The sequence below is a fragment of the uncultured Roseibium sp. genome, assembly GCF_963675095.2.
Taxonomy (GTDB): domain Bacteria; phylum Pseudomonadota; class Alphaproteobacteria; order Rhizobiales; family Stappiaceae; genus Roseibium.
On sequence record NZ_CAXXSJ010000046.1, the window covers coordinates 15,615 to 41,854 of the forward strand.

The window sequence follows — 26,240 nt, forward strand, 5'->3', positions numbered from 1 at the left end:
TCGCCCGTTCATTGGCAAATGCGATAGGTGCAGGTCTTGCCGTGGCAGCCGATATCCACGTGGATATGGCCTTCATGGTAATCATCCGCGCCCGGTCCGAGGACGGTTGTAAAGCGCTTGCAGGCCGTATCGTGAACGGCGTGCAGGAACTTTCTGCGGGGCTCCGTGTCCGCCCCCTCGCCTGACCAGTCGTTTTCTACGGAAACGACGTCGCCTGAAACGAACTCGAAACCCAAGATATCGAGCGCATTGCCCACCGCATGTTCCGACAGCTTGCCGTCTTCCAGGTTGTTCCTCCGGCGGCACTGGTAGCCCGGACCGGCATGAACCGCCTTCAGGCGCTCGCCCTTCGTTGCCATGGCGATCTGCGCCAGGTCCTCTGCAATCCATTTGGAAAGCGCCCCGGCAAAGCGGCAGTTGACCATCGGCTCGGGAACGAACTTCACGTTGGCCGTTCCGTTCACCCCGGCCAGCCGGACAGCGGATGAAAATCCGCAACCGTTTTCCCCGACGATGGCCGGCAGATCGACGACGTCCGCGAATTGCTGGGTGCACGGGACAGGCGCGGCGTCAGGCATCTCCTCCGCCGCTTCGGCTTGTGGGGGTGCAGTGTTTTCGCTCACGGAAAGGTCCGGTTTCGGCACAGGGACAGGAACCGCCCCGCTTTGCCTTTCCGGCCGCTTTTCCGGCACCGGCGTTACCGACGGCACCACGAAGCCGTAACCGGCATCCGATAGGCAAACTGTTGCGGCGGCCAGAAAGGCTGCGGCAATCCGGCGCCCTCCACGGCCCATGAAATCCATCCGTCCTCTTCCCTTGGAACCTCACCTGCGATACCGATAGCAAACACAGCAAAATAAGACGATTTAGCGGCTCAGAGCCAGATTACACCAAGAGACGGCCATGACACTGGAACTCTATTCGGCATATGTCGTTGCAACACTGATCCTGCTTGCGATCCCCGGTCCGACCATCATGCTGGTGATCAGTTACGCCCTTGCGCAGGGCCGCCGGTCCGCGACCGCGAGCGTGCTCGGTGTCGCTCTCGGCGACGCGACGGCCGCGACCGCCTCTCTCCTGGGCGTCGGCGCACTTCTGGCGGCATCGGCCAGCCTGTTTGCCGTCCTCAAATGGGTCGGCGCCGCTTACCTGTTCTGGATCGGGCTAAAAATGTGGCGCGCCCGCGCCCATGGCCTGGATACGGTTGCCGTCGCACAGGTGCCGCCGCTCAAGGTGTTCCGGCATGCCTATATCGTCACCGCGCTCAACCCCAAGGGCATCGTCTTCTTCATGGCCTTCCTGCCGCATTTCGTCGTGGCGGACGCTCCGGTTGCCCCGCAGCTTGTCCTTCTGGGAACGACCTTTGTCGTGCTCGGCATTGCCAACGCCGCCGTCTACGCCCTGGCGGCGGCCGCCATTGGCGAACGGATGCGCAGCCCCTCGCTGGTCCGTCTGATCAATCGTGTTGGGGGAGGTTTCCTGATGTCCGCCGCCTTCATGACGGCAACGCTGCAACGCAGTTCAGGCTGAACGCATCTGTCTTAGCGGTGGACCGCGAACGCGATATCTGACTTCGGCGAATCCTTTTCCGGTTCGCCCGGCTTCTTCATGTTCTTTTCCGCGTTTTCGCGAATGGCGATGAGCGACCGGCTCGCGGCATCATCGGTAAACTGCTTGTAGCGCTGGATGGCGTCGTTGACCGCCAGACCGGACATGCCCAGGTGCCGGGCCCGCATCGTCAGGATATTCTTGAACGCGTCTTCGGAGACGCCATTCGCCTTGCAGATGATGATAAGCGGCTTGTCCGACTTGCTGTAGACCAGCTTTGAAACAGCCGCGACCGGAAGATGGCTGACCTTGGCGAGCAGAATTCCTAGTTCGGTCGCCCGGTCGGAGCGTGCGAACAACCGCACCGCATCATCCAGCTTGGCCTTGCCGCTCTGGACATCCTTGATCAGCTGATCCGACTGCTCCTTGGCTTCCGAAATCCGGCGCGCACGCGCGGCCACTTCCTCTGCTGCCCGCTCGGCCATCACCTGGACCAACGTATTGTCCGCGCCGAGTTCCTTGACCCGTTCGGTCAGTTCTTCGGAGAGGAACGGCACAAGCATTCGCGCCGCATCGCTTGGTAGATCCGTGCGATTGATCAGGGCTTCCTGAATCGCCGGATAGGCCATAGAACGGTCGACCAGCCGGAGAAACGTTTCTTCGCTGAAACTGGCTCCAGCGTTATTGGCAACCTTTGTCAGGACCTGATTGTCTCCACGCGATACGATGACGCGGGTCACGATCTCATCGACGGTCTCGCGTCCGGAGATGGCCTTCAAGTGATCCATGGAGCCGGTCGTGGCGATGTCCGCGAGATCCTCCGCCTGCAGCACCGGAGACTCCTCCAGAACAGGCTGTGCAATATCGATCTGATCCTTGGCAAGCGTGACCATGAGCTCGTGAGGCGCAGAAGCATGGGAACAAACCCGCTTTGCCAGCGCCCGTCGAGCCTCGTCCTCTAACTGGCCTAGCACACGCATCACGATGTCGCCGAACATCAGGCTAACCTGTTCAGCCTGATCGGATTCCGCGGACACAAAAAGGTCCGTCAGGGCCGCAACCAGACTTTTGCGTCCACCCGAGCTATTGTCTTTTGCAAGCTGGGAAAGCTTTGTCAGCATTGAGCCTCCCTGGCGCGATTCACTCCCATTTTCGAAAGACTAGCCAGCGCGCGTTAATATTGCGCTACTATTATTAGAAATAATTATTAACGATAAGCCACCAGGGGCGCAGAACTTAGATTCAAATTCCGCCGAGCGAAATTTGAATACAAACAATCAAGAAAAGGCACTCCCGAAACCTCAGTATTTGGCAGATGCTATTGCAGTCTGCCGTGGTTGTCGGCACCTCCGATTTCAACAGGCCTGCTGCGATGCAGCATCTTTTTTCCTTCGCAACCGCTGCGCTCTCCCCTAAAGTCACAATGTTCTGGAAGGTAATCGGGAGGCCAAAATGATCCTGACACGCAACCTGAATATGATAGCCTTTTTTGTCGCATTCCTGTTTTTGACGGCAATCGTGCTCGGTATTTTCTGATCAATCCGGCATCGCACGGCGATCTGAAGCCGAGAATAAACAAAACGGTATATGCCGCCGAAGGTGAAGGAGTCGCCGGGCGGTTTTCCTGAATGAATCTAACTGGTGCTTAGGGCAGACGAGCCCGGAGGACAGCGTCCTCCGGCAAAATGGACTGCCGTCCAGACTTCATACCGAAATTGCGAAAGCCGGCTGCGAAGGCCGGCTTTCCGTGTTCGTTGGATAGCTCCCGCCTGAACGACACCTCTGTCCTTGGAACGCCTGTCCCTTTGAACCGCGACGATCGTTCCCGAATACAGAACCGCCCTCAGCCGCAGTTCAAGGAAGCGCCCTACTCGGCCGCCTCCATGCGCCGCGGATCGTAGTTCAGGATCGGCGCGAGCCAGCGTTCGGCGAGACCGAGGTCCCAGCCCTTGCGGGCGGCATAATCAACAACCTGATCCCGCTCGATCTTGCCGACGCCGAAATAGTGGCTCTCCGGATGGGCGAAATAGAGCCCGGACACCGAGGACCCCGGCTTCATGGCAAAGCTTTCCGTCAGTTCGATACCAGTCGCCTTTTCCGCATCCAGCAGCGCAAACAAGGTTTCCTTTTCCGTGTGATCCGGCTGGGCCGGATAGCCCGGCGCCGGGCGGATACCCTGGTATTTTTCCGCGATCAGATCCTCTGGTGAGAGGTTCTCATCCGCGGCATAGCCCCACAGTTCGGTTCGGACGATCTGGTGCAGCTTTTCCGCAAAGGCTTCGGCCAGCCGGTCCGCCAGGGCCTGGCTCAGGATCTTGTTGTAGTCGTCGCCGGCTTTTGCGTAGTGCTGAGCCAACTCGTCCTCGCCGTGGCCGGACGTGACGGCGAACCCGCCGATATAATCCGCAATGCCGCTCTCCTCGGGCGCGACGAAGTCCGACAACGCCAGGTTCGCGCGACCGCCGGCCGTGCGCGCCATCTGCTGGCGCAGGCTGTGCAGGATCGCGCGGTCGGCGCTGCGGCTTTCATCCGCGTAGACGACGATATCGTCGCCCCGAGCAGCTGCGGGCCAGAGCCCGGCAACTCCACGCGCGGTCAGAAGCTTCTTCTCGACGATCTCGTCGAGCATCCGCCTTGCGTCGTCGTGAAGCGCCTTGGCCGCCGGGCCGTAGCGGTTGTCGGTCAGGACCTGGGGATACTGTCCCTTGATCTCCCAGGTCGAAAAGAACGGCGTCCAGTCGATGACGGGAACCAGATCCTCCAGAGGGAAATTGTCGAAGACCTTCGTGCCGAGCATTATCGGCTGGACCGGCGCGGCCGACGCGAAATCAACGGCGAGCTTGTTGGCCCGCGCCTCTTCGATGCTGACGCGCTGCGCCTGATTGCGTCCCGCATGCTTCTCCGCGATGTCGACGTATTCCTCGCGGACTTCCGCATAGAGCTTCTTGCGCTGTTCCTGGTTCATCAGCCGGCTGGCAACCCCGACCGCCCGTCCGGCATCGGTGACGTAAATCGCCTGTCCGCGCTCATAGTTCGGATGGATCTTCACCGCCGTATGGATCCGGCTGGTGGTCGCCCCGCCGATCATCAGCGGCACATCGAAGCCTTCGCGTTCCAGTTCTGCCGCCACATGGCACATTTCATCGAGCGACGGCGTGATCAGGCCGCTGAGGCCGATGATGTCGACCTTCTCCTGCCGCGCCGTTTCCATGATCTTCGCGACCGGCACCATGACGCCCAGGTCGATCACCTCGAAATTGTTGCACTGGAGAACCACGCCGACGATGTTCTTGCCGATGTCGTGCACATCGCCCTTCACCGTCGCCATCAGGATCTTGCCGTTGGAGGACTGTCCCGTCTGGCCGAGTTCTTCCTTTTCCTTCTCCATGAAGGGCATCAGATAGGCCACGGCCTTCTTCATCACCCGGGCGGATTTCACCACCTGGGGCAGGAACATCTGACCCGAGCCGAAGAGATCGCCGACGACGTTCATGCCGTCCATCAGCGGCCCTTCGATCACGTGGAGAGGCCGGTCGAACGACTGGCGCGCCTCTTCCGTGTCCTCGACCACATATTCGTCGATCCCGTTGACGAGCGCATGCTCAAGACGCTTGGCCACGTCCCAGGTCCGCCACGTCAGGTCCGCTTCCTTCTTCTGGCCGCCTTCGCCTTTCCAGCGCTCGGCCGCTTCCAGCAGCCGGTCGGTCGCGTCCGGGCGCCGGTTGAGGACCACGTCCTCGCAAAGTTCGCGCAGCTCCGGTTCCAGCTTGTCATAGACGGCAAGCTGGCCGGCATTGACGATGGCCATGTCCATGCCCTTGGCAATCGCATGGTAGAGGAACACCGAATGCATCGCCTGGCGCACCTTCTCGTTCCCGCGGAACGAAAACGACAGGTTGGACACCCCGCCCGACACATGGGCGTGTTCCAGGTTCTCCCGGATCCAGCCGGTCGCCTCGATGAAATCGACACCGTAGTTGTTGTGGTCCTCGATGCCGGTCGCCACGGCAAAGATGTTCGGGTCGAAGATGATGTCTTCCGGCGGGAAACCGACCTTTTCCGTCAGGATCTTATAGGAGCGCCCGCAGATCTCGATCTTGCGCTCGAACGTGTCCGCCTGCCCCTTTTCGTCGAACGCCATGATGACGACGGCAGCACCGTATCGGCGCACCTTCTTGGCCTGTTCGATAAAGGCCTGTTCGCCTTCCTTCATGGAAATGGAATTGACGACGCCCTTGCCCTGGATGCACTTCAGACCGGCTTCGATCACGCTCCACTTGGAACTGTCGACCATGACCGGAACCCGGGCGATATCCGGCTCGGCGGCCACCAGGTTGAGGAAGGTGACCATCGCCTCTTCGGAATCAAGCAGGCCTTCGTCCATGTTGACGTCGATGATCTGCGCGCCGTTTTCCACCTGGTCGCGGGCAACGTCGAGGGCGGTCGCGTAATCGCCTTCCTTGATCAGTTTCCGGAACCGGGCGGAGCCGGTCACGTTGGTGCGTTCGCCCACGTTGACGAAATTGGTTTCCGGCGTCAGCACGAAGGGCTCGAGACCCGACAGGCGCATGTGACGCGGAATATCCGGAATGACGCGCGGCGCCTTGCCGGCAACCGCTTCCGCGATCGCCTTGATATGCGCCGGCGTCGTGCCGCAGCAGCCGCCGATCACGTTGACCAGACCGGAGTTGGCAAATTCCTTCAGAAGCCCGGCCATATGTTCCGGGCTTTCGTCATATTCGCCGAACTCGTTCGGCAGTCCCGCGTTCGGATAGGCGCAGACCAGCGTGTCGGCCACACGGGCCAGCTCCGCCAGGTGGGCGCGCATTTCCTTTGCGCCCAGCGCACAGTTCAGGCCGACGGTGACCGGATTAGCATGACGGATCGAATTCCAGAAAGCCTCCGGCGTCTGTCCGGACAGTGTTCGTCCGGAGAGATCTGTGATCGTCCCCGACACCATCACGGGTAAGGTCTTGCCCAGTTCCTCAAACACCTCCTCGATGGCGAAAAGGGCCGCCTTGGCGTTCAGCGTATCGAAGATGGTTTCAAGCAGCAGGATATCCGCGCCGCCTTTGATCAGCCCGCGGGCCGCCTCGCCATAGGCCTTGCGCAGATCGTCGAAGGTCACTGCCCGGAAGCCCGGGTTGTTCACATCCGGGGAGATGGACGCGGTCCGGTTGGTCGGGCCGAGCGCGCCGGCAACGAACCGCGGCCGGGACGGGTCCTCCGCCTCCATTTCCTTACAGGCCTGCAGCGCAAGCTGGGCACCCGCCAGATTGAGCTCATAGGCGACCTCTTCCAGACCGTAGTCCGCCTGGGCGATGGTCGTGGAGGAAAAGGTGTTGGTCGCAACGATGTCCGCGCCAGCCTTCAGATAATCCAGATGGATCTGCCGGATCGCATGCGGATGGGTCAGATTCAAAAGGTCGTTGTTGCCCTTCAGGTCCGAAGCCCAGTCCTTGAACCGTTCACCGCGGAACGCCGCCTCGTCGAGCTTCAGGTTCTGGATTTCGGTGCCCATGGCGCCGTCCAGCACCAGAATGCGCGTCGCCGCCGCGCTCGCAACGCGGTCAAAAGTATCGGTCTTTGTCACTCTATTGCCCTTTCGGCGCCTTTCAGGCGGCCTTTTTTTCCCGCGCCTGCGGACCCATGCCGAGCATATGGCAGATCGCATAGGTCAGATCGGCCCGGTTCATGGTGTAGAAGTGGAAGTCGGAAATGCCCCGGTCGACCAGATCCATCACCTGCTCATAGGCGATGCCGGCACCGACCAGCTTGCGGGTCTCCGGATCGTTGTGGAGACCGGCAAACCGGCGCGCCAGCCAGTCCGGGATCGACGTGCCGCATTTTGCGGAAAAGGTCACCGTCTGCTCGAAGTTATGGATCGGCAGAATGCCCGGGATGACCGGAATGGTGATCCCCGCCCGGGTAACCCGCTCCAGGTAGTCCTCGAACATGTCGTTGTCGAAGAAATACTGGGTGATGACCCGGTTCGCCCCGGCGTCGACCTTGCGCTTCAGGTTGTCGATTTCGCCCTGCCAGTCCGCGCTTTCCGGGTGTCTCTCCGGATAACCGGAAACCGAGATGTCGAAATCCGCGATCCTTTTGATGCCCGCCACCAGATCGGACGCATAGGCATACCCGTCCGCATGGGGCTCGTAGATCGATCCGATCCCGTTGAGCGGGTCGCCGCGCAGGGCGACCAGGCTGCGCACGCCCAGATCCCAGTATTCCCGGATGATCTCGTCGACTTCCCCCTTCGAGGCCCCGACACAGGTCAGATGGGCCGCCGGACGCAGATCGGTTTCCTTGAGAAACCGTGCAACGGTCTTGTGGGTGGTTTCCCGTGTCGTGCCGCCGGCCCCGTAGGTCACGGAAACGAAGGAAGGCGCCAGCGGCTCCAGCCGTTCGGCAACCGACCAGAGATTTTCCGCCATCTTTTCCGACTTGGGCGGAAAGAATTCAAAGGACGCCGTGATCGGCGAGGAGGAAGCCAGGCGCGAGCGCCGTGTCAGGAAATCTTGGGTCATGGTCAGGCAACCTCTCGGGTGGGGTCGGCTACAGGCAGGTCGGTCACAACGCGCCGGTCCTGTGCAAGCCAGAGTGTCACAGTCAATTTTGTGTCGTCGTTTTCTTGTGGTGTCAGGTCGGTGACCTGTTCCAGGTCGAGATCCAGCGTTTCCAGCCAGCGCTCCATCTGGTCATGACCGAAGCCAAGGCGGCGGTGGGCATGGGATTCGCGCAGGAACTCCAGTTCGTGCGGCGCGAAGTCGATGATCAGCAGACGTCCGCCGGGCCGCAGGGCCCGGGCCGCTTCGGCCAGCGCGCGCGCCGGATCATCAAGGAAGTGCAGCACCTGATGGATCGCGACCACGTCGAAGGACCTGGGCGGAACATTCAGGGCATAGATGTCGCCGTAGCGGACCTGGGCCTGGCTCAGACCGGCGCGCGAAAGATTGGCGCGCGCCACGGCAAGCATATCATGGGAGGCATCGATCCCGAGTGCGGAGACGTAGTGATCGGACAAAACTTCCAAGAGCCGGCCGGTGCCGGTACCAAGATCCAGGAAGGTCTGGAACGGCTTGTCGCCGAGCACCGCCAGCAGCGCCTTCTCGACCTCCGCGTCCGCCGCATGCAGCGAGCGTTCCTGGTCCCAGGTCAGTGCCTTGGAGGCAAAATAGGCGGCCGCTTCCTCGGCCTTGGCCTTGCGGATTGCCTTGAACCGTTCCTGATCCCCGATCAGGATCGGATCTTCCGCGGAAATCCGGGCGACGAGATCGCGGGCGATATCGCCCGCCGGGCCGTCCGCCAGCCTGTAATACACCCACCCGCCTTCGGGAAAACGCAGGATCAGACCGGCTTCCGCCAGCAGTTTCAGATGCCGCGAAATCCGCGGTTGGCTCTGGCGCAGGATTTCGGTGGCGTCCTTGACGGTCAGTTCGCTCTCGGCCAGCAGCGCGATCAGGCGCAGACGCGTCGCCTCTCCGATCGCCCGCAGCGTGTTCAAGGTCGCATCTACCGAAAGTGTCTGTTCGTCCGCCATCTCAGCCGTCAGGTCTCGTACGTTGATATAAAGATATCTTTATACGAACAACTCGACTGAGGCAAGAGTCGAGTGAAAGGGTCACCGGAGCAAAGTGAACACATTGTAAAGACCCCGGCACGGGATCGCGGTGCGTCAGGCCTTCCATCAGAAAGACAAAAGGGCGCCGGCTCGTATCCGGCGCCCCTTTAGGGAATTAACAGAAGAGAAAACGTGCCGGCATGTCCGGATGCGCAGATGTTTTAATGGCAAATCATCTGACGCTTGTGGCAAGCCAGGTGCGCCGGCCCCTCAATGCTGCCCTCCCGGATTACCTTCATCGTCCGCCATCATGGACTGTGCCGCGGCCCCTGCGGCCGCGGTCTTGGCAGCCTCACTGATGGCCGGCTGATCATCCGCCGAATTTTCGTTGTCCGAGGCGACATGAACGGTGACCTGGCGGTGAGCGAACTTGATGCCGTTTTCCCGGAACAGGTCTTGCAGGCCGGCATAGACGACCTTGCGCAGGATGAACTGCTTGCCGGGCTTGGTCATGAATTTCACCCGGGCCACCATCGCCGAATCTTCCATCGACATGATGCCCTGCGATTTCAGCGGCTGCAGGAACATCGGACCGTATTCCTCGTCCTCCATGAGCTGCTGGCCGAACTTCTTGATGATCTTGCGCATCTTTTCGACGTCGGTGTCATAGGTCACCCGGAACGCCAGCTTCATCATCGCCCAGTCGCGGGAGAAGTTCTGAACATGCTGGATTTCACCGAAGGGAATTGTCGTCAGCGCGCCGCGGTGATGACGCAACTGCATGGAACGGATGGAAATCTTCTCCACGACGCCCTTGGCGCTGCCGATGTCGATGTATTCCCCTTTTCGGAACGCATCGTCGATCAGGTAGAACGCACCTGAAAAGATATCCCGGATGAGGGTCTGTGCGCCGAAGCCGACCGCGAGGCCGACAACACCGGCGCCGGCGAAGATCGGAGCGATGTTCACGCCTAGATCCGAAAGGACGATCATGGCCGAGATGGCGACAATCGTGACCAGCAGGAAGTTACGGAAGATGGGCAGCAGCGTGGCGATCCGGCTTTCCCCGGTGCCGCCGACTTCAGCTTCGCTGTCGTGGCCCGCCCCCGGGTTTTCCTTGGCGATCTGCAGATCGATTGCCAGAGCCACCGCGCGATAGGCCATGTAGCCGAGGAAAGTCACCAGCAGGACATCCAGGAACCCGCCGAAGAAACTGTCCCGTTCCGTCAGTGACACGCCCCAGCTGCTGGCCGCCAGATTAAGACCGCAGAATGCAGACAACAGGAGCGCGCCATGGTCGAGCAGATGGCGGAACGGCTGGCGGCCTGCTTCCCGGTCCGTGGCCTCGGCGAAAGCCTGCGCCTCGATGCTGTGCGGGTCGTCGACTTCACCTTCGCCTTCGTTTTCCTCCAGGCGCCGGATGTCTTCCGCGATGCCGGCCTGAACCTTTGCCGTATCCAGGCGCGGCAACAGCACCTTGTCGATAAGCAGAACAAGCAGACCATAAGCGGCGGCACCCACGATCAGCCCGAGGATCGGCGCTCCGACGAGACCGGAAGCGGACGGCAGGTTCAAAAGCATCCGGACTGCCGTCGTCGCCCAGGCGACGATAAAGTAAGCGATGGCGATCACGTGCCAGTACCGGCCGAGCAGATCGCGCCACATGGGCGCGTCTTCGCCCTGCTCGCCCCGGATGATGGTCCCGATCCCCCGCCGATAGGCAATCGCGATTCCGCTCAGGATCAGGGTGGAGACGAGCGAACCGGCGATCAGGGAAAGATTCTGCGCCCTGACCGGCAGGCCGAGCAGCCCCATCCACAGGCTGAACCCGAGGAAGACCCCAACGGCTGCCGCCCCGAAGACAAGGCTCAGATAGAGCCCCCAGGCCTGTCCGTTGGACATCTTCAGCAATCGGAGCCTGGGCGAATCCGGGGCCAGTATCGTCCGAACGATGATGCGCACGAACAGCACCAGCGCCATTATGCCGAGGAAAACGAGCGACGTGCGGCCGGAAATCTCAACGCCACCATTGAGAAGCAGGACAACGGCACCCGAGACCAGAACGAACGCCATGAGCCCGAAGGCCATCAGGATCGCGCGCAGGAAGAGATAGGAGATCTTGTCCGCCCGATGGGGCAACTCTTCTTCGTAGAAATGGGCGAACTGTTTCCGGCCCATGCGGTCCACGAGATGAAGCGCGCCCAATCCGAGCAGCGCCGCAATGATGGCGTTCAGGACCGCACTCCAGACCCATCCCGACCCGGCGGTTGGGTCATGGGCGGAAATAGCCGACTGGAATGCTGCGGGAAAATTCGGCGCGGCCAGCAGAACGTCGCTGAAGACCTCCTGCGCCTTGCCGATCCGGTCCAGGTAGCCTTCGACGGCGGATTGCGCACTCTGCGATGCTGCCGTCGTTTTCTCGCTCTCTGCCGCAGCGGGTGTCGCAGCCTCCGGCGCCTTTTCGGCCTCCTTGGACAGAACCTGCTTCAGGATAGCGGCTTGGGCGTTGGCCGGCGCCGTCAGGCTTATAAAGCCGGGCGAAGCAAGCAAAGCAAACGCAACCACGAGAGCTGCCGCAACCAGTTTAAATCCGGACCGCCTTTGTGCAAAGGATCGCAGATTGACAAGTATCTTCATTGAACAGCCTCCCGCCCCTGGGCCGAATTGCAAATGACCTCAAGTCATCATAACGGTCCAATATCAACAAATAGCTTAACATGAATGACGGCGGGAATTCGACGATCCGGACAGGCGCTGGTTCACACAAAGAAACAGCCTGACCGATTGGTCAGGCTGCCAGTAAGCGGGGATATGCAACTTGTCGGTCAGTGCAGGACGGTGTGATTCCAGTGAGCCATCTTGCGTTTGGCATCGCCAACGGTCATGCGTTCGAAGGTCTTCATGGCACGGCTGCGATCGTCCAGCGACAGGCGATGGCGCCAGGGGCCGATCGACAGCAGGGCACCAACCGTGATCGCCGACAGGCCGCTTGCTTTGGCCGTGATCAGGAACGGTTCCGGATCGGAGCGGACCATCCAGTGGCTGACTTCTTCCACGCCGCAGCGCACCAGCCAGGCGAAGGCGGCAACCGCTTCCGGGAACCTGTCTTCGGACGCGAACCGCCGGAGCGTCGCCTCGGAGACCATGCCGCGCTTGGCCAGCAACAGGACGCGGCTGCGGGCGGTTTCGAAATCATAACGGCCGAGCCAATACTGGTTGGACATGCGCTGTGCGGCAATTTCCGTTGCTTCGTCCAGACGCTCGGCTTCCGTGCTATCCCCGCGGGAGCGCAGCCGGCGGCGAATCTCTTCGCCCGCGACGGCGACCAGGGAACGGATATGCGCTTCGGCCAGATCCCCACGTTCGCTCAGAGACGACTGCAGCGTCGCATCGGAAGCGGAATCGCCGATCAGGGCCATCATTGCGGCGTCGGACAACACGGCGCCTTCGTTGCTGGCTACCTTGCGCTTCACGCGCAGATCGCCGCGGCGAACCAGAACCTCGGTCACTTCTTCCGACAGGACATCGCGATGGGCGATCGCCAGGCGGTGGCTGTTGCCGCTGGCATCGGCGATCCGAACCAAATCGGCATCGCGAAGCACAGTGGACTTCTTCAGGAGCGGTTCCGCAACCTCGATCTGGTCGTCGGCGAGGCGGCGGATCGTTTCCTCGGGACCGCGGCGCAGACCAGCCATCTGTTCGGCGACGAACCTGCGCACTTCCGTCTCGACCATATCGACAAGACGGATCAGGACTGAGTCATATATGTCGACCTGTTCATCCGAACAGCGGTCGGAAGTCAGCGCGAACAAGGTGGCCACATGACGTGCAAGTTCCGCACGGCGGGCGCTGCCAGCTTCACCGGAAAGCTCCGAAAAGTTCACCAGCTCGGTTTTCAACGCATCAGACATGGTTCGTTACCCGATTGAGGACTAAATCTGATCCGAAGATGAAGGTGAGCTTTAAAGAAGAAAAAAACGCAAAGCCGGGAAATCGAAATGTTTTTTGTTAAAACTTGCGGGTAATTCGATACACATTGCCGACACCTCACCCAACCAGCTGATTTTTATGGCATTCTGCGATCAGAACGGGATTGCGGAAGGGCAAGAACCGGCAAAAAATTTCTTGCAGAAAGACGAATCTTTTTTGCAACGCCCAGCTTGCTCCAGGCTTGGGAAACCGGAAAGATCCGTAAAAGTAACGTTTTTGGAGACTGCGGATGACCGACGCCCCCCGCCCCGGAGAAATCGCCCTTTCCCGAGACCCGGGCAGCCTGAAGCCCGACGCCGGGCTTGTATTCATCGGCCAGATAAAGACACCCTGGACCGACCGCCATTCCTGCCCGCGCAGCGGCGGCGGCTCCGATGAGATCTGCGAAGTCACGCTGGAGGCAGACTATGAACCGGGATTGCAGTCGATCGACAGCTGCAGCCATCTGATCGTGCTGTACTGGATGCATCAGGCCCGGCGCGACCTGATCGTCCAGTCCCCCGCCTTCGACAGCACCACCCACGGCTGCTTTGCGTTGCGCACCCCGATCCGGCCCAATCCGGTTTCCTTGTCGGTGGTGGAACTGATTGAGCGCGAGGGACCGGTCCTGAAGGTCCGCGGCCTCGATTGTCTTGACGGCACGCCGCTGATCGACATCAAGCCATATTTTGCAAAAAACGATTCCGTGCCTGATGCCCGTGTCGGCTGGCACGAACACCGCACCCACCCGGATCGGCGTTCTCCGGAACTCTAGACAAAAGAAGGGGCGGATTGCTCCGCCCCTCAAGTGGCACCAAACGTTTACCGGCTGCATGACCGGTAGATTGCCTTCACTCAGGCAATATCGAAGCGGTCTGCGTTCATGACCTTGGTCCAGGCCGCGACGAAGTCCTTGACGAACTTCTCCGCGCTGTCGTCCTGGGCATAGACTTCCGCATAAGCCCGCAGGATCGAGTTGGAACCGAAGACAAGGTCCATCCGGGTCGCCGTCCACTTGGTGGAACCGGTCTTGCGGTCCTGGATCTCATAGACACCATTATCCGCCGGGACCCACTTGTAGGCCATGTCGGTCAGGTTGACGAAGAAGTCGGTCGTCAGCGCACCCACGCGGTCCGTGAAGACACCGTGCTTGGTGCCGCCATGGTTGGTGCCCAAAGCGCGCATGCCGCCGACCAGGACGGTCATTTCGGCCGCGGTCAGACCCATCAGCTGGGCCCGGTCGAGCATCATCTCTTCCGCACTGACCACATAGTCCTTCTTCAGCCAGTTGCGGAAACCGTCGGCAAGCGGTTCCAGCACGTCGAACGACTCCGCGTCGGTCATCGCGTCGGTCGCGTCACCACGGCCCGGTGCGAAGGGAACCGAAACGTCGTAACCGGCAGCCTTTGCGGCCTGCTCGATACCGACATTGCCGGCCAGCACGATCACATCGGCGATGCTTGCGCCGGTTTCCGCCGCGATCGGCTCCAGAACGCCCAGAACCTTGGCGAGACGAGCCGGCTCATTGCCTTCCCAGTCCTTCTGCGGAGCAAGGCGGATACGGGCACCGTTGGCGCCACCACGCATGTCCGACCCACGGTAGGTGCGGGCGCTGTCCCATGCGGTCGAGACCATTTCGGCGAGGGACAGACCGCTTGCCGCGATCTTGGACTTGACCGCATCGACATCATAGTTGGTCGGGCCGGCCGGGATCGGATCCTGCCAGATCAGGTCTTCTGCCGGGACGTCCGGACCGACGTAACGGACCTTCGGCCCCATGTCGCGGTGAGTCAGCTTGAACCATGCGCGGGCAAAGGTGTCCTTGAAGTAGTCCGGATCGGCCATGAACTTTTCGCAGATAGCGCGATAGGTCGGGTCCATCTTCATGGCCATGTCGGCGTCGGTCATCATAGGCATGCGGCGAACCGACGGATCGCTCGCGTCGACCGGCATGTCTTCTTCCTTGATACCGACAGGCTGCCACTGGTTGGCACCGGCCGGGCTCTTGGTCAGTTCCCACTCATAGCCGAACAGCAGATCGAAATAGCCCATGTCGAAGACCGTCGGATTGGTCGTCCATGCACCTTCGATACCGGAGGTGACGGCTTCGCTGGCCTTGCCGTGCTGGTTGGGGTTCACCCAGCCCATGCCCTGGTTTTCGAGGCCGGCTGCTTCCGGCTCCGGACCAAGCGCGCCGGCGTCACCGTTCCCGTGTGCCTTGCCGACCGTGTGGCCACCGGCGGTCAGGGCCGCGGTTTCTTCGTCGTTCATGGCCATGCGGGCGAAGGTTTCGCGGACATGAAGCGCCGACTTCAGCGGATCCGGCTGACCGTTCACGCCTTCCGGGTTGACGTAGATGAGGCCCATCTGCACGGCGGCAAGCGGGTTTTCCATGGTGTCCGGCTTGGCGACATCGCCGTAGCGGCCGTCACTCGGCGCCAGCCATTCCTTTTCCGCACCCCAGTAGGTGTCGATTTCCGGATGCCAGATGTCATTGCGGCCGAAGCCGAAGCCGAAGACCTTCAGGCCCATGTTTTCATAGGCGATGGTACCGGCCAGGATGATCAGGTCAGCCCAGGAGACCTTGTTGCCGTATTTCTTCTTGAGCGGCCACAGCAGGCGCCGCGCCTTGTCGAGGCTCGCATTGTCCGGCCAGGAGTTCAGGGGCGCGAAACGGATGTTGCCGCAGCCGCCGCCGCCGCGACCGTCGGCCAGACGGTAGGAGCCTGCCGAGTGCCATGCGAGGCGGATCATCAGGCCGCCGTAATGACCCCAGTCTGCCGGCCACCAGTCCTGGCTCTCCGTCATCAGCGCATGCATGTCCTTCTTCAGCGCTTCAAAGTCGAGCTTCTTCAGCTCCTCGCGGTAGTCGAAGTCCTTGCCCAACGGATTGGTCTTGGTGTCATGCTGATGAAGAATGTCCAGATTCAGGGATTTGGGCCACCAGTCCATTACCGATGCACCCGTTTCGGTCAAACCGCCGTGCATCACCGGGCATCCGCCCGATTTTTCGACTTTAGCGTCCATTTTGTGCTCCAATCATTTTCTTACGGAAATTTGAGATAGCTCCGAGCGGCGCTACCTGGCTCCTCGTTCCGTTCGCGATCGCTTTCGTTGGTGGGGGCGCCACCGCATCAAGGCCTCGAACGTCGTCCTCCCGTCCGTTGGACTGTGAAAATTATATAGGACCACCGTGACGATCAGATCCAATTGGATTGATTCCAAACTGCAATCAGTTATTCTTATCAACCATGATATCCTTGAGACAATTACGTTATCTCGATGCACTGGCCACGCACCTGCATTTCCGCAAGGCGGCGGATGCCGTCGCCGTGTCCCAACCGGCCCTATCCATGCAGATCAAGGATCTGGAGGAGGACCTCGGGGTGAAGCTGGTCGAACGCCTGCCGACAGCCGTCCGGCTAACGCCGGAAGGCGAGGAAGTCGTCGCCCGCGCGCGCAAGATCCTGACCGAAGTGGCCGACCTGACGGATTATGCCCGCCAGCGCGCCCAGCCGCTCGCCGGCGCCCTGCGCCTCGGCATCATTCCCTCGATCGCCCCGTATCTGCTGCCGAAGATCCTGCCGGCGCTGTCCCGGTCCCATCCGGACCTGAAACTGACGATTCGCGAAACGCTCACGGAAACGCTGACGGAGGAACTGCTCGCGGGGCAGCTCGACGCCATTGTCATCGCCTTGCCGGTCGAAAGCACCCTGCTCAGGGCCGAACCGCTGTTCATCGACCGGTTTCTGCTCGCCCGGGCCAAGGAGCCCGACTGCGATCTGCGCCGGCGGGTCGCTCCGGAAGAGATCAACCCGGACAGCCTGCTGCTCCTGGAAGAAGGCCATTGCCTGCGCGACCAGGCACTCAACTACTGCCAGAACCTTCCCGTGCCGGACAAGGCGCCCTCACTGGGCGCGACCAGCCTTGCGACCGTGATGCAGATGGTTGCCGCCGGCTATGGCGTCACCCTGCTGCCGGAAATCTGCGCCGACGTGGAAGTCCGCGACGACCGGGTCGACCTGCTGCGCTTCCAGGACCCCCAACCGGCCCGCACCGTCGGCCTCGTCTGGCGCAAGTCCTCACCCCGGGTCCGGGACTTCGAAAGCCTGCTGGAGACCCTGAGGCAAACGGTCAGCGAAGCGGGCTGCCGGATGGCGGGGTGAGGAAAGTGGGGCCATGGAAGTGCTCCTGAAGCCCCCCTAGAACCCGCATGCGATTTACCGGGATTCCGAGGTTGTCAAAGCGCCTTTTCCGGTTCCGGAGTTTGACTTCCGCCATCGCTGGGCGGAATGGCGGCGCGTTCGAGCGCGGACAATTCAAAGGCACGCAGACGTTTGTAAATGGACATCAATTCTACGATCGTCGGCCAGGAATTTACAAGAATTTGAAACGACGAGGCGACCTGCGAGAAGGCCGTCAGGATCTGCTGCATAACCCCCAGAGATATTCTCTGCGCAACTGCTGCAGTTATTGTCGGGATCAGTATGAAATAACCGAAGACGTTGTTTGCATTGATATAAAGAGATCGAACCATATTGAAATAGACGTAGTGAAAATAGATTCGGAAATAATTTCGCCGTACGTTTATGAACAATTCAGACAAGGTAAGCGGCTGAGCCCTGTCTTCGTGATCCTCCCCATAGACGAGTTCTTTACGATAGGCAGCCTCCACCCGCTGGTTGTGGAATTGCAAACCAGGCAGTTTAATTCCGGCAACCGCCATAAGGACCGTGCCAAAGATCGACCAGAAAATGGCGGCGGAGACAAGAGGCGCTGGAATTTCACCAACAATCGGCAGCTCTTTCACATGTTTGGACAATTCCAGCAAAATCGGCAAAAACGCAATCAACGTCATGACGGCATCGATCATGGAAATGCCGAGATCTTCCATGATTTGGGCAAAGCGCATCGCGTCTTCCTGGATACGCTGCGAAGCCCCTTCGATATGGCGCACATGCCCCCATTTTTTCACGTAGTAGTCGTTCATGGCCGTGCGCCATCTGAAAATATAGTGGCTCGTAAAATACCTGGTCAGGGCAAAGACTATGATCGCGACCACCGCAATCTGCGCATAGATGAACAGAAGTTTGTACAGATCCAAAGCTGTAACCGAAGGGTCATTATTGAGCGCACGCTGGATGGCATCAAAGAATGGGCGAAACCAGTTATTGATCGCCACCGAAACTTGAACACCATAGTAAGTTATAAAAACAAGAAGAGACGTTCCCCAGATCGACCAAAGCTGCCAGCGGTGGTTCCTGGAATAGATCCACCAGAATCCTCCGAAAATGAACGTGCAGATCGCGTAGTAGACATAAAACCAAAGGGCTTCCGGTGTCACGAAATGGCCGAGGCCAATGATCGGCTCCTGTCCCTCGGGCGTGGCGCCAAAACCCAACTTCGCGCCGAGGCTTTCAGCAAATCCGTACCAAATAAGAACCGCAGCGAGCGACCAGACGGCTGCCGAAGAAAAAAACAGTTTCGGTTTGGGAAAAAAGGATTCGAACACTGGGGAGACGCCTCTGGAAATGGATGGAATCAAAGTCCCACTGGTATTACGCCAGATTGCGGCAAGATCAGACCGTTTCAAATGAATAATTGGAAAGAAACCACAGGCTGAATACGTGACCTGTCGCAAATCACGATGACAAAACCGGCTCTGCCTTGGAGAAAGCCGTTACCCGCAAAAAGAATGCCCGGATTTTGACACCCGTCAGACCATCCTGGCGACGATTTCCGTGCGCACGTCATTGGCGATCTTCAGGCCGAAGAACACCATGAAACCGCCGGCAATCCGGTTAAGCGCGGTTCCCAGCCGGGCATACCAGGCCCGGATCAGGTTCGTGGACAGGAGCAGGGACACGCCGCCGTACCAGAGCGCCGACTGCACCGTCATCAGCGCCAGCACCGCGGCATGGAACCAGAGCGGCGCACCGGCGGGCAGGACCAGGGCGAAGACGCTGGTCCAGAACACGGCGGATTTCGGATTGCTGAGAGTCGTCAGGAACCCCGCCCGGAACGGCGAGCGGTAGACTTGGCGGGGAACGGTATTCGACTGACCGCCCCGCGATACCAGCATCCGGATACCGGCATAGACGAGATAGGCCGCACCGGCGAGCCGCAGGAACCGGAAGGCATCGCCCGCCTGCGCCAGAAGAGCCCCGGCGCCGAGCAGGCTCAGAAGCACCCAGAGAAAGGTCGCCGACGAGACGCCCGCTACCGCCATCAGTCCTGCACGTCTGGAGACGGTCGCCGAACAATAGCTCACCACGACCGTATTCGGTCCGGGGATCATGGCCATCAGGATATGGATCAGCGAAAGCTGCAGAAGCGTCGGGACAAGGTCCATGGAATTTCCGTGGTGACAGGCGCAAGAGGCGCGGAAGCCGGGCCATGGTGTCTCCAAGTTCCCGGTCCGTCAATCAAGGCTCTTATCGCAGCTTGTCTTTTTGAGTAGCATCCGGCCGATTGACAATGAGAGCCGCCATGTACACGCCCCCCGCCTTCGCCCAGGACGACCTCGCCACCATTCACGGGATGATCCGCGCCACAGGACTGGCCACGCTTGTCACCATGACCGACGAGGGCCTGATCGGAACGCCGTTGCCGCTGATCCTGAAGGAGGACGAAGGCGCCTGCGGCACGCTTTATGGTCACCTGGCCCGTCCCAACCCGCAGTGGAAACTGGCGCCGCAGGCGGAAGCGCTGGTGATCTTTCCCGGACCCGATGCCTATATCAGCCCGAGTTGGTACGCCGCCAAGGCCGAACACCACAAGGTCGTCCCGACCTGGAACTACGGCGCGGTCCATGCCTATGGCACGCCGGAATTCTTCGAGGATCCGGACCGGCTTCTGGGCGTCCTGAACGCCTTGACCGATCAGAACGAGGCAAACAGGCCGTCCCCCTGGTCGGTCTCCGATGCACCGGAAAAATTCGTGCAGGCACAGATGCGCGGCATCGTCGGCCTCAGGCTCGAAATTGCACGGCTGGAAGGCAAACAGAAGTTCAGCCAGAACAAGCCGGAAGCGGACCGGGCAGGCGTGGCCAAGGGCCTCGCCGAGGAGGCCGATCCGTCGGCGCAGGAAATGGCCGGTCTGATCCCGCGTTAGAAATCGAGCGGCGGCACCCGGCCTAGCCCCTTTGCAAGCAACGCCTTTGACCGGTCCGGCTTCGGGATGAAGCCCTGCTCTGCCTCAATCCAGGTCAAAAGCATATCGAGCAGGAAGGGACCGTCCTTCTGCGGATCGATGTCCCCGACCAGCCAGGTCCACTTGTCTCCGGCGGCAAAATTCACCCGGCAGCGCCGCTTGCAACCGCCCATGCAGGTATAGCTTCTGACGGCGACCCGATCGGCAAGACCGGCTTCCTCGACAAGGTCCCTGCAGAGCGCCAGCACCCGTTCGCCATCTGTCGGCGACCGGTCGGTGCCCTCATGGGCGGGCAGCTGGCAGGCACCGCAGACCTGGATGACGCAATCGGCCCTTGTCTCCGCCATCACGCCGCCCTCGCGCTCAGCGGGATCACGGAGAGATGGCCCGCGCTGCTGCGCAAGACTTCCGCCTCAACCCGATAGACCGACCGGATCATGTCGCTGGTCAGCACGTCGTCAGGGGTGCCATCGGCATGCAGCCTGCCGCCGTTGAGGCAGAGGATACGGTCGGCAAAACGGGCGGCAAGGGTGAGATCATGCACCGCCGCCACGGCGACAATCCCGTATGTCCGGCAATAGTCGCGGATCGTGTCGAGCACGAAGAGCTGGTGATTGAGGTCGAGTGCGGCTGTCGGTTCATCGAGCAGCAGCACCTCGGGCCGGCGGAACAGGCTCTGCAGCAGAAACACCATCTGCCGCTGACCGCCGCTAAGACGGTCCAGGGTGCGCTCACGCAAGTCCTCCAGATTGAAGGCCGCAAGCAGGGCCGCCGCCTGCTCTACAAGCGTGGGATCCAGACGCAGGGCCAGAGCATTCACCCTGCCGAGCAGGATCACTTCGAGCACGGTCAGCGCAGACTTCTGGCTGGTGTCCTGGGGCATATAGGCGACCGAGCTAGCACGAATGCCGGCCCCGTTGAGCACCATCCGCCCCGACGCCGGGATCAGACCGGCAACCGCCTTGAGCAGGGTCGACTTGCCGGTGCCGTTGGGGCCGATCAGGGCGGTCAATCCGCCTGCGGGAAGCGCGGCCGATATTCCACGCAGGATTTCCGCCGAACCGTAAGACACACGCATATCTTCAATCTGCAGCATTACCAGAACGACCTTCTGCTTTTGAGGATGAGGGCGAACAGAAACGGCACCCCGATGATGGCCGTGACGATCCCGATCGGAATGACCGCACCCGGCGAAATGGACTTGGAGGCAACCGATGCCGCCGCCATGACGAAGGCACCGGACAGCGCCGAAGCAGGCACGAGAAACCGCTGGTCCTCGCCGACCGCCATGCGCGCCAGATGGGGCGCGACCAGTCCGACGAAACCGATGGTGCCGACGAAGGCGACAGCCCCTGCCGTCAGCAGGGAGACAGCGAGGAAGATCCGCAGCCGCAGCCGGTCGACGTTGATGCCGAGCGCGCGCACGCGTTCATCGCCGAGCCGGAGCGCCGTCAGCCGCCAGAAATCCGGCACCAGCAGGGCGATGGCAAAGACAAGGATGGCGCCGGAGACGGCGACGCTGGTCCAGCTTGCCTTGAGCAGCGAACCGAACAGCCAGAATACGATCTGCTGCAGCACTTCCGGGGCAGCCAGATACTGCACCAGCGATTGTGCCGACTGAAACAGGAACAAGGTGGCGATCCCGGCGAGGATCATGATCTCCGACGTGACGCCACGTGCCCGCGCCAGTCCGTAGACAATGAGGCAGGCAAGTGTGGCGAAGACAAAGGAAACGGCCGGCACCGTGAGCGTCGCCAGCAGCGGAAGCTGGAAGGCGAACAGGATCGCAAGCGCGGCGCCGAAGCCGGCGGCTGCGGAAAAACCGAGCGTATAAGGGCTGGCGAGCGGGTTGCCGAGGATGGTCTGCATTTCGACCCCGGCGATGCCGAGCGAAGCGCCGACGATCACCGCCATCAGCGTCATCGGCAAACGCACGCTGAAGACAATCGCCGAAAGCATCGGATCGTCTGTGGCACCGAACATCGTCGCCAGAACCTCCAGCGGCGACAGGAAGGCCGGGCCTGTCAGGATATCGAACAAGATGGCAGCAATGGTGGCAACGGCGAAACCGGCGACACGGACAAGCCTGTTCCGTGTCTGCCGGTGGTAGCCGGCCACGATTGCGTCGGATGCGGTCTCGGTCACGGACATATCTCCTGGCTCTATGGCGTAGCGGGAGCATGCGGCTGTGGCACGCTCCCGCCTGAGCCTGTGTCAGTCGAGCTTGACCATGAACGAGCCTTCCGCCTTGACCGGCAGATAGGCCTCGTAGAACCGCTTCAGCGTCTGCTCCGGATCCACATCCGCAAAGGCTTCCGGATAGAGAACCTTGGCGACGTACTGCAGAAAGGCGTAGTCGTAGAGCGTCCGGGCGCCACCGTGATAAAGCGCGTGGATCTCGCCGTTCTTGACGGCATCGAGGCCGGCCCAGCCAGGGCGGGCGGTATAGGGCCGCAGCCGCGCTTTGGTCTCCTCAGGATCGACGCCGAAGCCCATCACCACCGACTTGTCGGAGCGCACCCAGTAGGAACCGGGGATCAGAATGACCTGCGGATTGCTGGCAAGTACGTATTCGGGATTGAGGGCCGCCCGGCCGTCGATGGCGCCGTCCGCGATGTTCGCACCGCCGGCGAGATCGATCACACCGCCCCACATCTGCTTGGCGTAGCTGACGCCGTATTCGCCGGCGCCGTTGTTGCCGAGTTCGACGTAAACCCGTTTCATGTCCCCGCCGGCAGTCTTCACCCGCGCCGTCACATCGGCAACGGCGGCGGCATAGTCGTCGGCAAGTTTCCTTGCTCGGTCCTCGGTGCCCATGACGGCACCGATCGCAAGGGCGCTGGCGACATGGGTCGGGACGGTCTGGGCATTGAAATCGACGGTGACGATCGGCACGCCGGCGGCTTCCAGCTTCGCCGCGACCTCACCGAGACCCTTGTACTGGGCGGCAGCCAGAATGGCGACGTCCGGGCGGGCAGCAAGGGCGACCTCAAGATTGAGTTCGCCGTTTGCCGTCATGCCGATATCGGCAAGCTCCTCGATCCGCGGCGCGACCTTGGCATAGGCCTGCCACTGCGAATTGCGCCAGTCGTGCCAGCGTCCCTTGGAAATCCCGACGACACGGTCATAGGCGTTGTCGCCGACGATGGCGTAGAAGTCCTCGAAATAGAAGCCGAGCAGCACGCGCTGCGGATCTTCCGGCACTTCGACCTGACGGCCGAGAACATCGGTAACGGTCTTGGCTTCAGCCGAGCCGAAACAGGCGAAAGCTGCCAGGGCAGCGGCAAGGATTTGTCTTTTCATATCGACACTTTGATGTTCGCCGGAAACCCACTCGCAGGCTCGAAAGCCATTGGGGCAGGCGAGTGGTTTCCGGCCCGCACGTGAAGTGCGGATTCGCAAAAATTGGTGTGTGAAGGTCCGCACATCGAGCGTTACGGCTGACCTCAAGCGATCAGCGCCGGCTCAGATTTTGGAGCGGAATAGACGCAACGAACGGATCAACCGCCGGTCGTTGCGGCTCAGGCGATGGCCTTGAGGGAAACCGGGGGCGCGCGTGGCGCCTGAATGCGCTCCGGCGCGTTGGAAAGCGTCTGCGCTGAGAGCGGAAATGCCGGTTCCGCATCGTCCGCAGACGGACACGCGACGCTGTCGGCCGGGGCAACCAGCAGACCCGGTGAGGAGGTAATCAGGCAGGCATCGCACGTGGCGCCGACCGCCCCGTCAGAGCTGCCGCCCGGCGCACCGCTCAGGCAGAGAACGGGAAGCGAACCGTCCGGCAGGACATAGGCGGCAAGTTCGGTCGGCGAGACCGAATATCCATCCGCTTCGAGGACCAGCGGCTTGTGCGCATAGGCAACCAGGCTCAACGCCAGCGCATAAAGCGCGGTGAAGATCAGACGAACCTGTTTGTCCCGAAACCCTTGCATCGACTGTTCTGAAATGCCTCCCAGACATTCTGGTATCGGGAAACAAGTGGAGCGGCAAGCTGCAAAAACGACGCGGGCGGGCTTGCCCAAGATCGGTTCACATCATTCCGGCACCGGAAACAGCCAGTCGTAGGCGAGATTGAACACGAAGGCGTAGACCATGAAGAACAGCGCAAAAACGATGTCGATCGAAAGCGCCTCGAGAAGCGTGATGTCCAGATACCAGGCGATCGCCGGCATCAGGGTAAGAACAAGCCCCACCTCGTAGAAAACGGCGTGAAAGATCCGCAGGACCAAGCCCTTGTCCGTGCGCCCGGTGAAGTGCCGGAGAACCAGATCGAAGCCGAGATTGAACAGGTAGGTCCAAAGCATGGCGACCATCGACCCGCCGATGCCGATCACCCCGGTTTCCTGCGCTGGCAGATCGAACAGCCAGGAGACGAGCGGCATAATTAGCGACAGGCCGATGACCTCGAAACTGACGGCGTGGCGGATACGATCCGGTGTCGTGCGCATGAAAAAAGCCCCAATCGGATGATCGGGGCGTCCCGATGAAACTATGTGCTCGGACGGCAGAGGTCGTCCTCTTCAAAAAGCAATATCCGGCTCGTTCATCCATGACAAGTGAGGCCGGTCTCCGCCCTGCCCGTTTGGCAGGGCGGAGGTAACACGGTCAAGCGGGTTCAGGTCTGCTTCCGCGCCCCAAGGAAGAACAACATCGCAAGAGTCTGCCCCGCAAGCACAAGCCCCAGCACCGCGTAACCGGTCTCCTGGGCTCCCGCACCAAACAGCCCGATCACCTGCGGGCCGGCGAAATATCCGATCGCCCAGAAGAGGTAATAGCCGCCGGAGACGGTTCCTCTCAGATCGGGTTGGACCGCCTCGCTGAGGTCCGCGATGGACGCGACGCAAAATGCGCCGAGCCCGAGGCTGGCAAGGAACAGCGGACCCAGCGCCCACAGACCGGGCACGAAGAAGACCGTACCGAAGCCTAATGCGGCAAGTGCCATGCCCCCGATCAGGAACCCGCGCCGGCCGTGCCGGTCGGACAACGGCCCCGCCACCACCTGCGACAGGCTGATTGCGGCATAGAACAGAAAGAACAGGATCCCGGTCTCCTGACCGCCGAAACCGTTCAGCAGCGTCAGGGAAATCGGCAGGACACTGACGAAGATCCCGTAGCAGGCTCCATAGAGCAGAACGCCAGAAAACAGGACCGCGTGGCGTCCTTCCGTCATTACTCTCAAGAGTGCCCTTGGGTCGGCTTTTCCACTCAAGGCAGGTTCTGCGTGCCGCGTCTCTTCCGGTAGCAGCAAGAAAATCGCCAGACCACCGGCGAAACAAAGCGCTGCAAATATCAGGAACGGTAGATTGCTGTCGCCGGAGGCCCCGATTGCCAGCCCAGCCAGCGGTCCGAGCGTCAGGCCCGCATGGATCGCCGCATTGTAAAGGCCGATGGCGCGGCCCTTGGACTGGGCATAGGCCCGTGACAGGAGCGCCGGCCCCAGTGCCCAGATCGGTGCTTCGCCGATCCCTTGAATCAGACGGCCGAACAGAATTCCGTCCGCGCTCGGTGAGAAGAAGAAGACCAGCCCGGACAGGCCACAGACGCCATAGCCCAGAACAAGGAAGACCCTGGCGCCGAACCGGTCGGACAGGATTCCGGCCGGCAATTGCGCCAGCAGGTAGCTGACTGCGAAGACTGAGGCGATCAGGCTGACGCTTTGCAGGTTTCCGGACGCCGCATAGACCCGCTCCGGCATGATGGCGACGATCATGCCGACGCCGATCATCAGGAGCGATGCGGCAAGACTCAATACGAATAGGGATGTAACCCGAGGCATGGTGATTTCACCTTTCGAATGCCCGGCCTGCCGCGCGAATGCGATCCCGGGAAAATCCGCGGGCGCATCGGCACGGAGGCTCAAATCAATGGTCTGGAAGAAATCGAGAAGCTGCGGGCATAGCTCCGCACCGCGTGTGTCCAAAGGACACGCGCCGGAGGCCGCGCAGGCGTCTCGCAGACGGGCTGTTCGGAAGGTTTAGCTCACCGCGCCCGTCTTAACGGGAGAAAGGCG

General features: G+C 61.0%; 21 protein-coding genes. 4 read left to right on the top strand and 17 right to left on the bottom strand.

Annotation, left to right across the window (positions count from 1 at the left end; all coding sequences use genetic code 11):
* Positions 1-8: 8 nt before the first annotated feature.
* Positions 9-803 carry an extensin family protein gene (locus ABIN98_RS16800; RefSeq protein WP_346911732.1) on the bottom strand — a complete coding sequence of 265 codons (795 nt, stop codon included), beginning with the start codon at positions 801-803 and terminating at the stop codon, positions 9-11.
* Positions 804-903: 100 nt separating this feature from the next.
* Between ABIN98_RS16800 and ABIN98_RS16805 the strand changes: the two genes are divergently transcribed.
* Positions 904-1,530, top strand: coding sequence for a LysE family translocator (locus tag ABIN98_RS16805; protein WP_346911733.1), 627 nt, complete (start codon positions 904-906; stop codon positions 1,528-1,530).
* An 11-nt stretch (positions 1,531-1,541) separates the two neighbouring features.
* Here ABIN98_RS16805 and ABIN98_RS16810 read toward each other — a convergent pair whose 3' ends face one another.
* The 6 genes from ABIN98_RS16810 to ABIN98_RS16835 all read right to left on the bottom strand — a co-directional run bounded on the left by ABIN98_RS16810 (position 1,542) and on the right by ABIN98_RS16835 (position 13,023).
* On the bottom strand, positions 1,542-2,669 hold the full coding sequence (locus ABIN98_RS16810; protein ID WP_346911734.1) for a DUF2336 domain-containing protein: 1,128 nt from the start codon (positions 2,667-2,669) through the stop codon (positions 1,542-1,544).
* A 746-nt stretch (positions 2,670-3,415) separates the two neighbouring features.
* The gene (gene metH, locus ABIN98_RS16815) at positions 3,416-7,141 is read right to left on the bottom strand and encodes a methionine synthase (protein WP_346911735.1); all 3,726 of its coding nucleotides are present in this window, start codon (positions 7,139-7,141) and stop codon (positions 3,416-3,418) included.
* Between the two features lie 22 nt (positions 7,142-7,163).
* On the bottom strand, positions 7,164-8,078 hold the full coding sequence (metF, locus tag ABIN98_RS16820; RefSeq protein ID WP_346911736.1) for a methylenetetrahydrofolate reductase [NAD(P)H]: 915 nt from the start codon (positions 8,076-8,078) through the stop codon (positions 7,164-7,166).
* Between the two features lie 2 nt (positions 8,079-8,080).
* Positions 8,081-9,091, bottom strand: a complete 1,011-nt coding sequence (locus ABIN98_RS16825) for a metalloregulator ArsR/SmtB family transcription factor (protein WP_346911737.1) — start codon at positions 9,089-9,091, stop codon at positions 8,081-8,083.
* A gap of 291 nt (positions 9,092-9,382) precedes the next feature.
* Complete coding sequence (locus ABIN98_RS16830; protein WP_346911738.1) at positions 9,383-11,749, bottom strand: mechanosensitive ion channel family protein; 2,367 nt, start codon at positions 11,747-11,749, stop codon at positions 9,383-9,385.
* Between the two features lie 188 nt (positions 11,750-11,937).
* Positions 11,938-13,023: a DUF2336 domain-containing protein gene (locus ABIN98_RS16835; RefSeq protein ID WP_346911739.1), complete on the bottom strand. Its 1,086-nt coding sequence runs from the start codon at positions 13,021-13,023 to the stop codon at positions 11,938-11,940.
* Positions 13,024-13,331: 308 nt separating this feature from the next.
* On the opposite strand from ABIN98_RS16835, the gene tsaA reads away from it, so the two are divergent.
* Entirely contained in the window at positions 13,332-13,856 is a 525-nt protein-coding gene (tsaA, locus tag ABIN98_RS16840) for a tRNA (N6-threonylcarbamoyladenosine(37)-N6)-methyltransferase TrmO (RefSeq protein ID WP_346911740.1), read from the top strand.
* 80 nt (positions 13,857-13,936) lie between these two features.
* On the opposite strand, the gene katG is transcribed toward tsaA, so the two are convergent.
* Entirely contained in the window at positions 13,937-16,108 is a 2,172-nt protein-coding gene (gene katG / locus ABIN98_RS16845) for a catalase/peroxidase HPI (RefSeq protein WP_346911741.1), read from the bottom strand.
* Positions 16,109-16,332: 224 nt separating this feature from the next.
* Here katG and ABIN98_RS16850 point away from each other — a divergent pair, with 224 nt between their 5' ends.
* On the top strand, positions 16,333-17,247 hold the full coding sequence (locus ABIN98_RS16850) for a LysR substrate-binding domain-containing protein (RefSeq protein ID WP_346911742.1): 915 nt from the start codon (positions 16,333-16,335) through the stop codon (positions 17,245-17,247).
* A gap of 74 nt (positions 17,248-17,321) precedes the next feature.
* On the opposite strand, the gene sbmA is transcribed toward ABIN98_RS16850, so the two are convergent.
* Both sbmA and ABIN98_RS16860 read right to left on the bottom strand, forming a co-directional pair.
* On the bottom strand, positions 17,322-18,593 hold the full coding sequence (gene sbmA, locus ABIN98_RS16855; protein WP_346911743.1) for a peptide antibiotic transporter SbmA: 1,272 nt from the start codon (positions 18,591-18,593) through the stop codon (positions 17,322-17,324).
* 204 nt (positions 18,594-18,797) lie between these two features.
* A complete protein-coding gene (locus ABIN98_RS16860; RefSeq protein ID WP_346911744.1) occupies positions 18,798-19,433 on the bottom strand; it encodes a LysE family translocator in 636 nt (211 codons plus the stop codon).
* 137 nt (positions 19,434-19,570) lie between these two features.
* On the opposite strand from ABIN98_RS16860, the gene ABIN98_RS16865 reads away from it, so the two are divergent.
* Positions 19,571-20,194: an FMN-binding negative transcriptional regulator gene (locus ABIN98_RS16865; protein WP_346911745.1), complete on the top strand. Its 624-nt coding sequence runs from the start codon at positions 19,571-19,573 to the stop codon at positions 20,192-20,194.
* On the opposite strand, the gene ABIN98_RS16870 is transcribed toward ABIN98_RS16865, so the two are convergent.
* The 7 genes from ABIN98_RS16870 to ABIN98_RS16900 form a co-directional block, all read right to left on the bottom strand.
* On the bottom strand, positions 20,191-20,580 hold the full coding sequence (locus ABIN98_RS16870; RefSeq protein WP_346911746.1) for a DUF1636 family protein: 390 nt from the start codon (positions 20,578-20,580) through the stop codon (positions 20,191-20,193). The genes ABIN98_RS16865 and ABIN98_RS16870 overlap by 4 nt on opposite strands.
* Positions 20,580-21,329 carry an ABC transporter ATP-binding protein gene (locus ABIN98_RS16875; protein WP_346911747.1) on the bottom strand — a complete coding sequence of 250 codons (750 nt, stop codon included), beginning with the start codon at positions 21,327-21,329 and terminating at the stop codon, positions 20,580-20,582. The genes ABIN98_RS16870 and ABIN98_RS16875 overlap by 1 nt, the downstream gene beginning before the upstream one ends.
* A complete protein-coding gene (locus ABIN98_RS16880; protein WP_394701533.1) occupies positions 21,329-22,384 on the bottom strand; it encodes a FecCD family ABC transporter permease in 1,056 nt (351 codons plus the stop codon). The genes ABIN98_RS16875 and ABIN98_RS16880 overlap by 1 nt, the downstream gene beginning before the upstream one ends.
* Before the next feature lie 63 nt (positions 22,385-22,447).
* Positions 22,448-23,536, bottom strand: a complete 1,089-nt coding sequence (locus ABIN98_RS16885; RefSeq protein WP_346911749.1) for an ABC transporter substrate-binding protein — start codon at positions 23,534-23,536, stop codon at positions 22,448-22,450.
* 218 nt (positions 23,537-23,754) lie between these two features.
* Entirely contained in the window at positions 23,755-24,162 is a 408-nt protein-coding gene (locus ABIN98_RS16890; RefSeq protein WP_346911750.1) for a hypothetical protein, read from the bottom strand.
* Positions 24,163-24,264: 102 nt separating this feature from the next.
* The gene (locus ABIN98_RS16895; protein ID WP_346911751.1) at positions 24,265-24,678 is read right to left on the bottom strand and encodes a PACE efflux transporter; all 414 of its coding nucleotides are present in this window, start codon (positions 24,676-24,678) and stop codon (positions 24,265-24,267) included.
* A 167-nt stretch (positions 24,679-24,845) separates the two neighbouring features.
* Positions 24,846-26,006, bottom strand: a complete 1,161-nt coding sequence (locus ABIN98_RS16900; protein ID WP_346911752.1) for an MFS transporter — start codon at positions 26,004-26,006, stop codon at positions 24,846-24,848.
* Positions 26,007-26,240 lie beyond the last annotated feature (234 nt).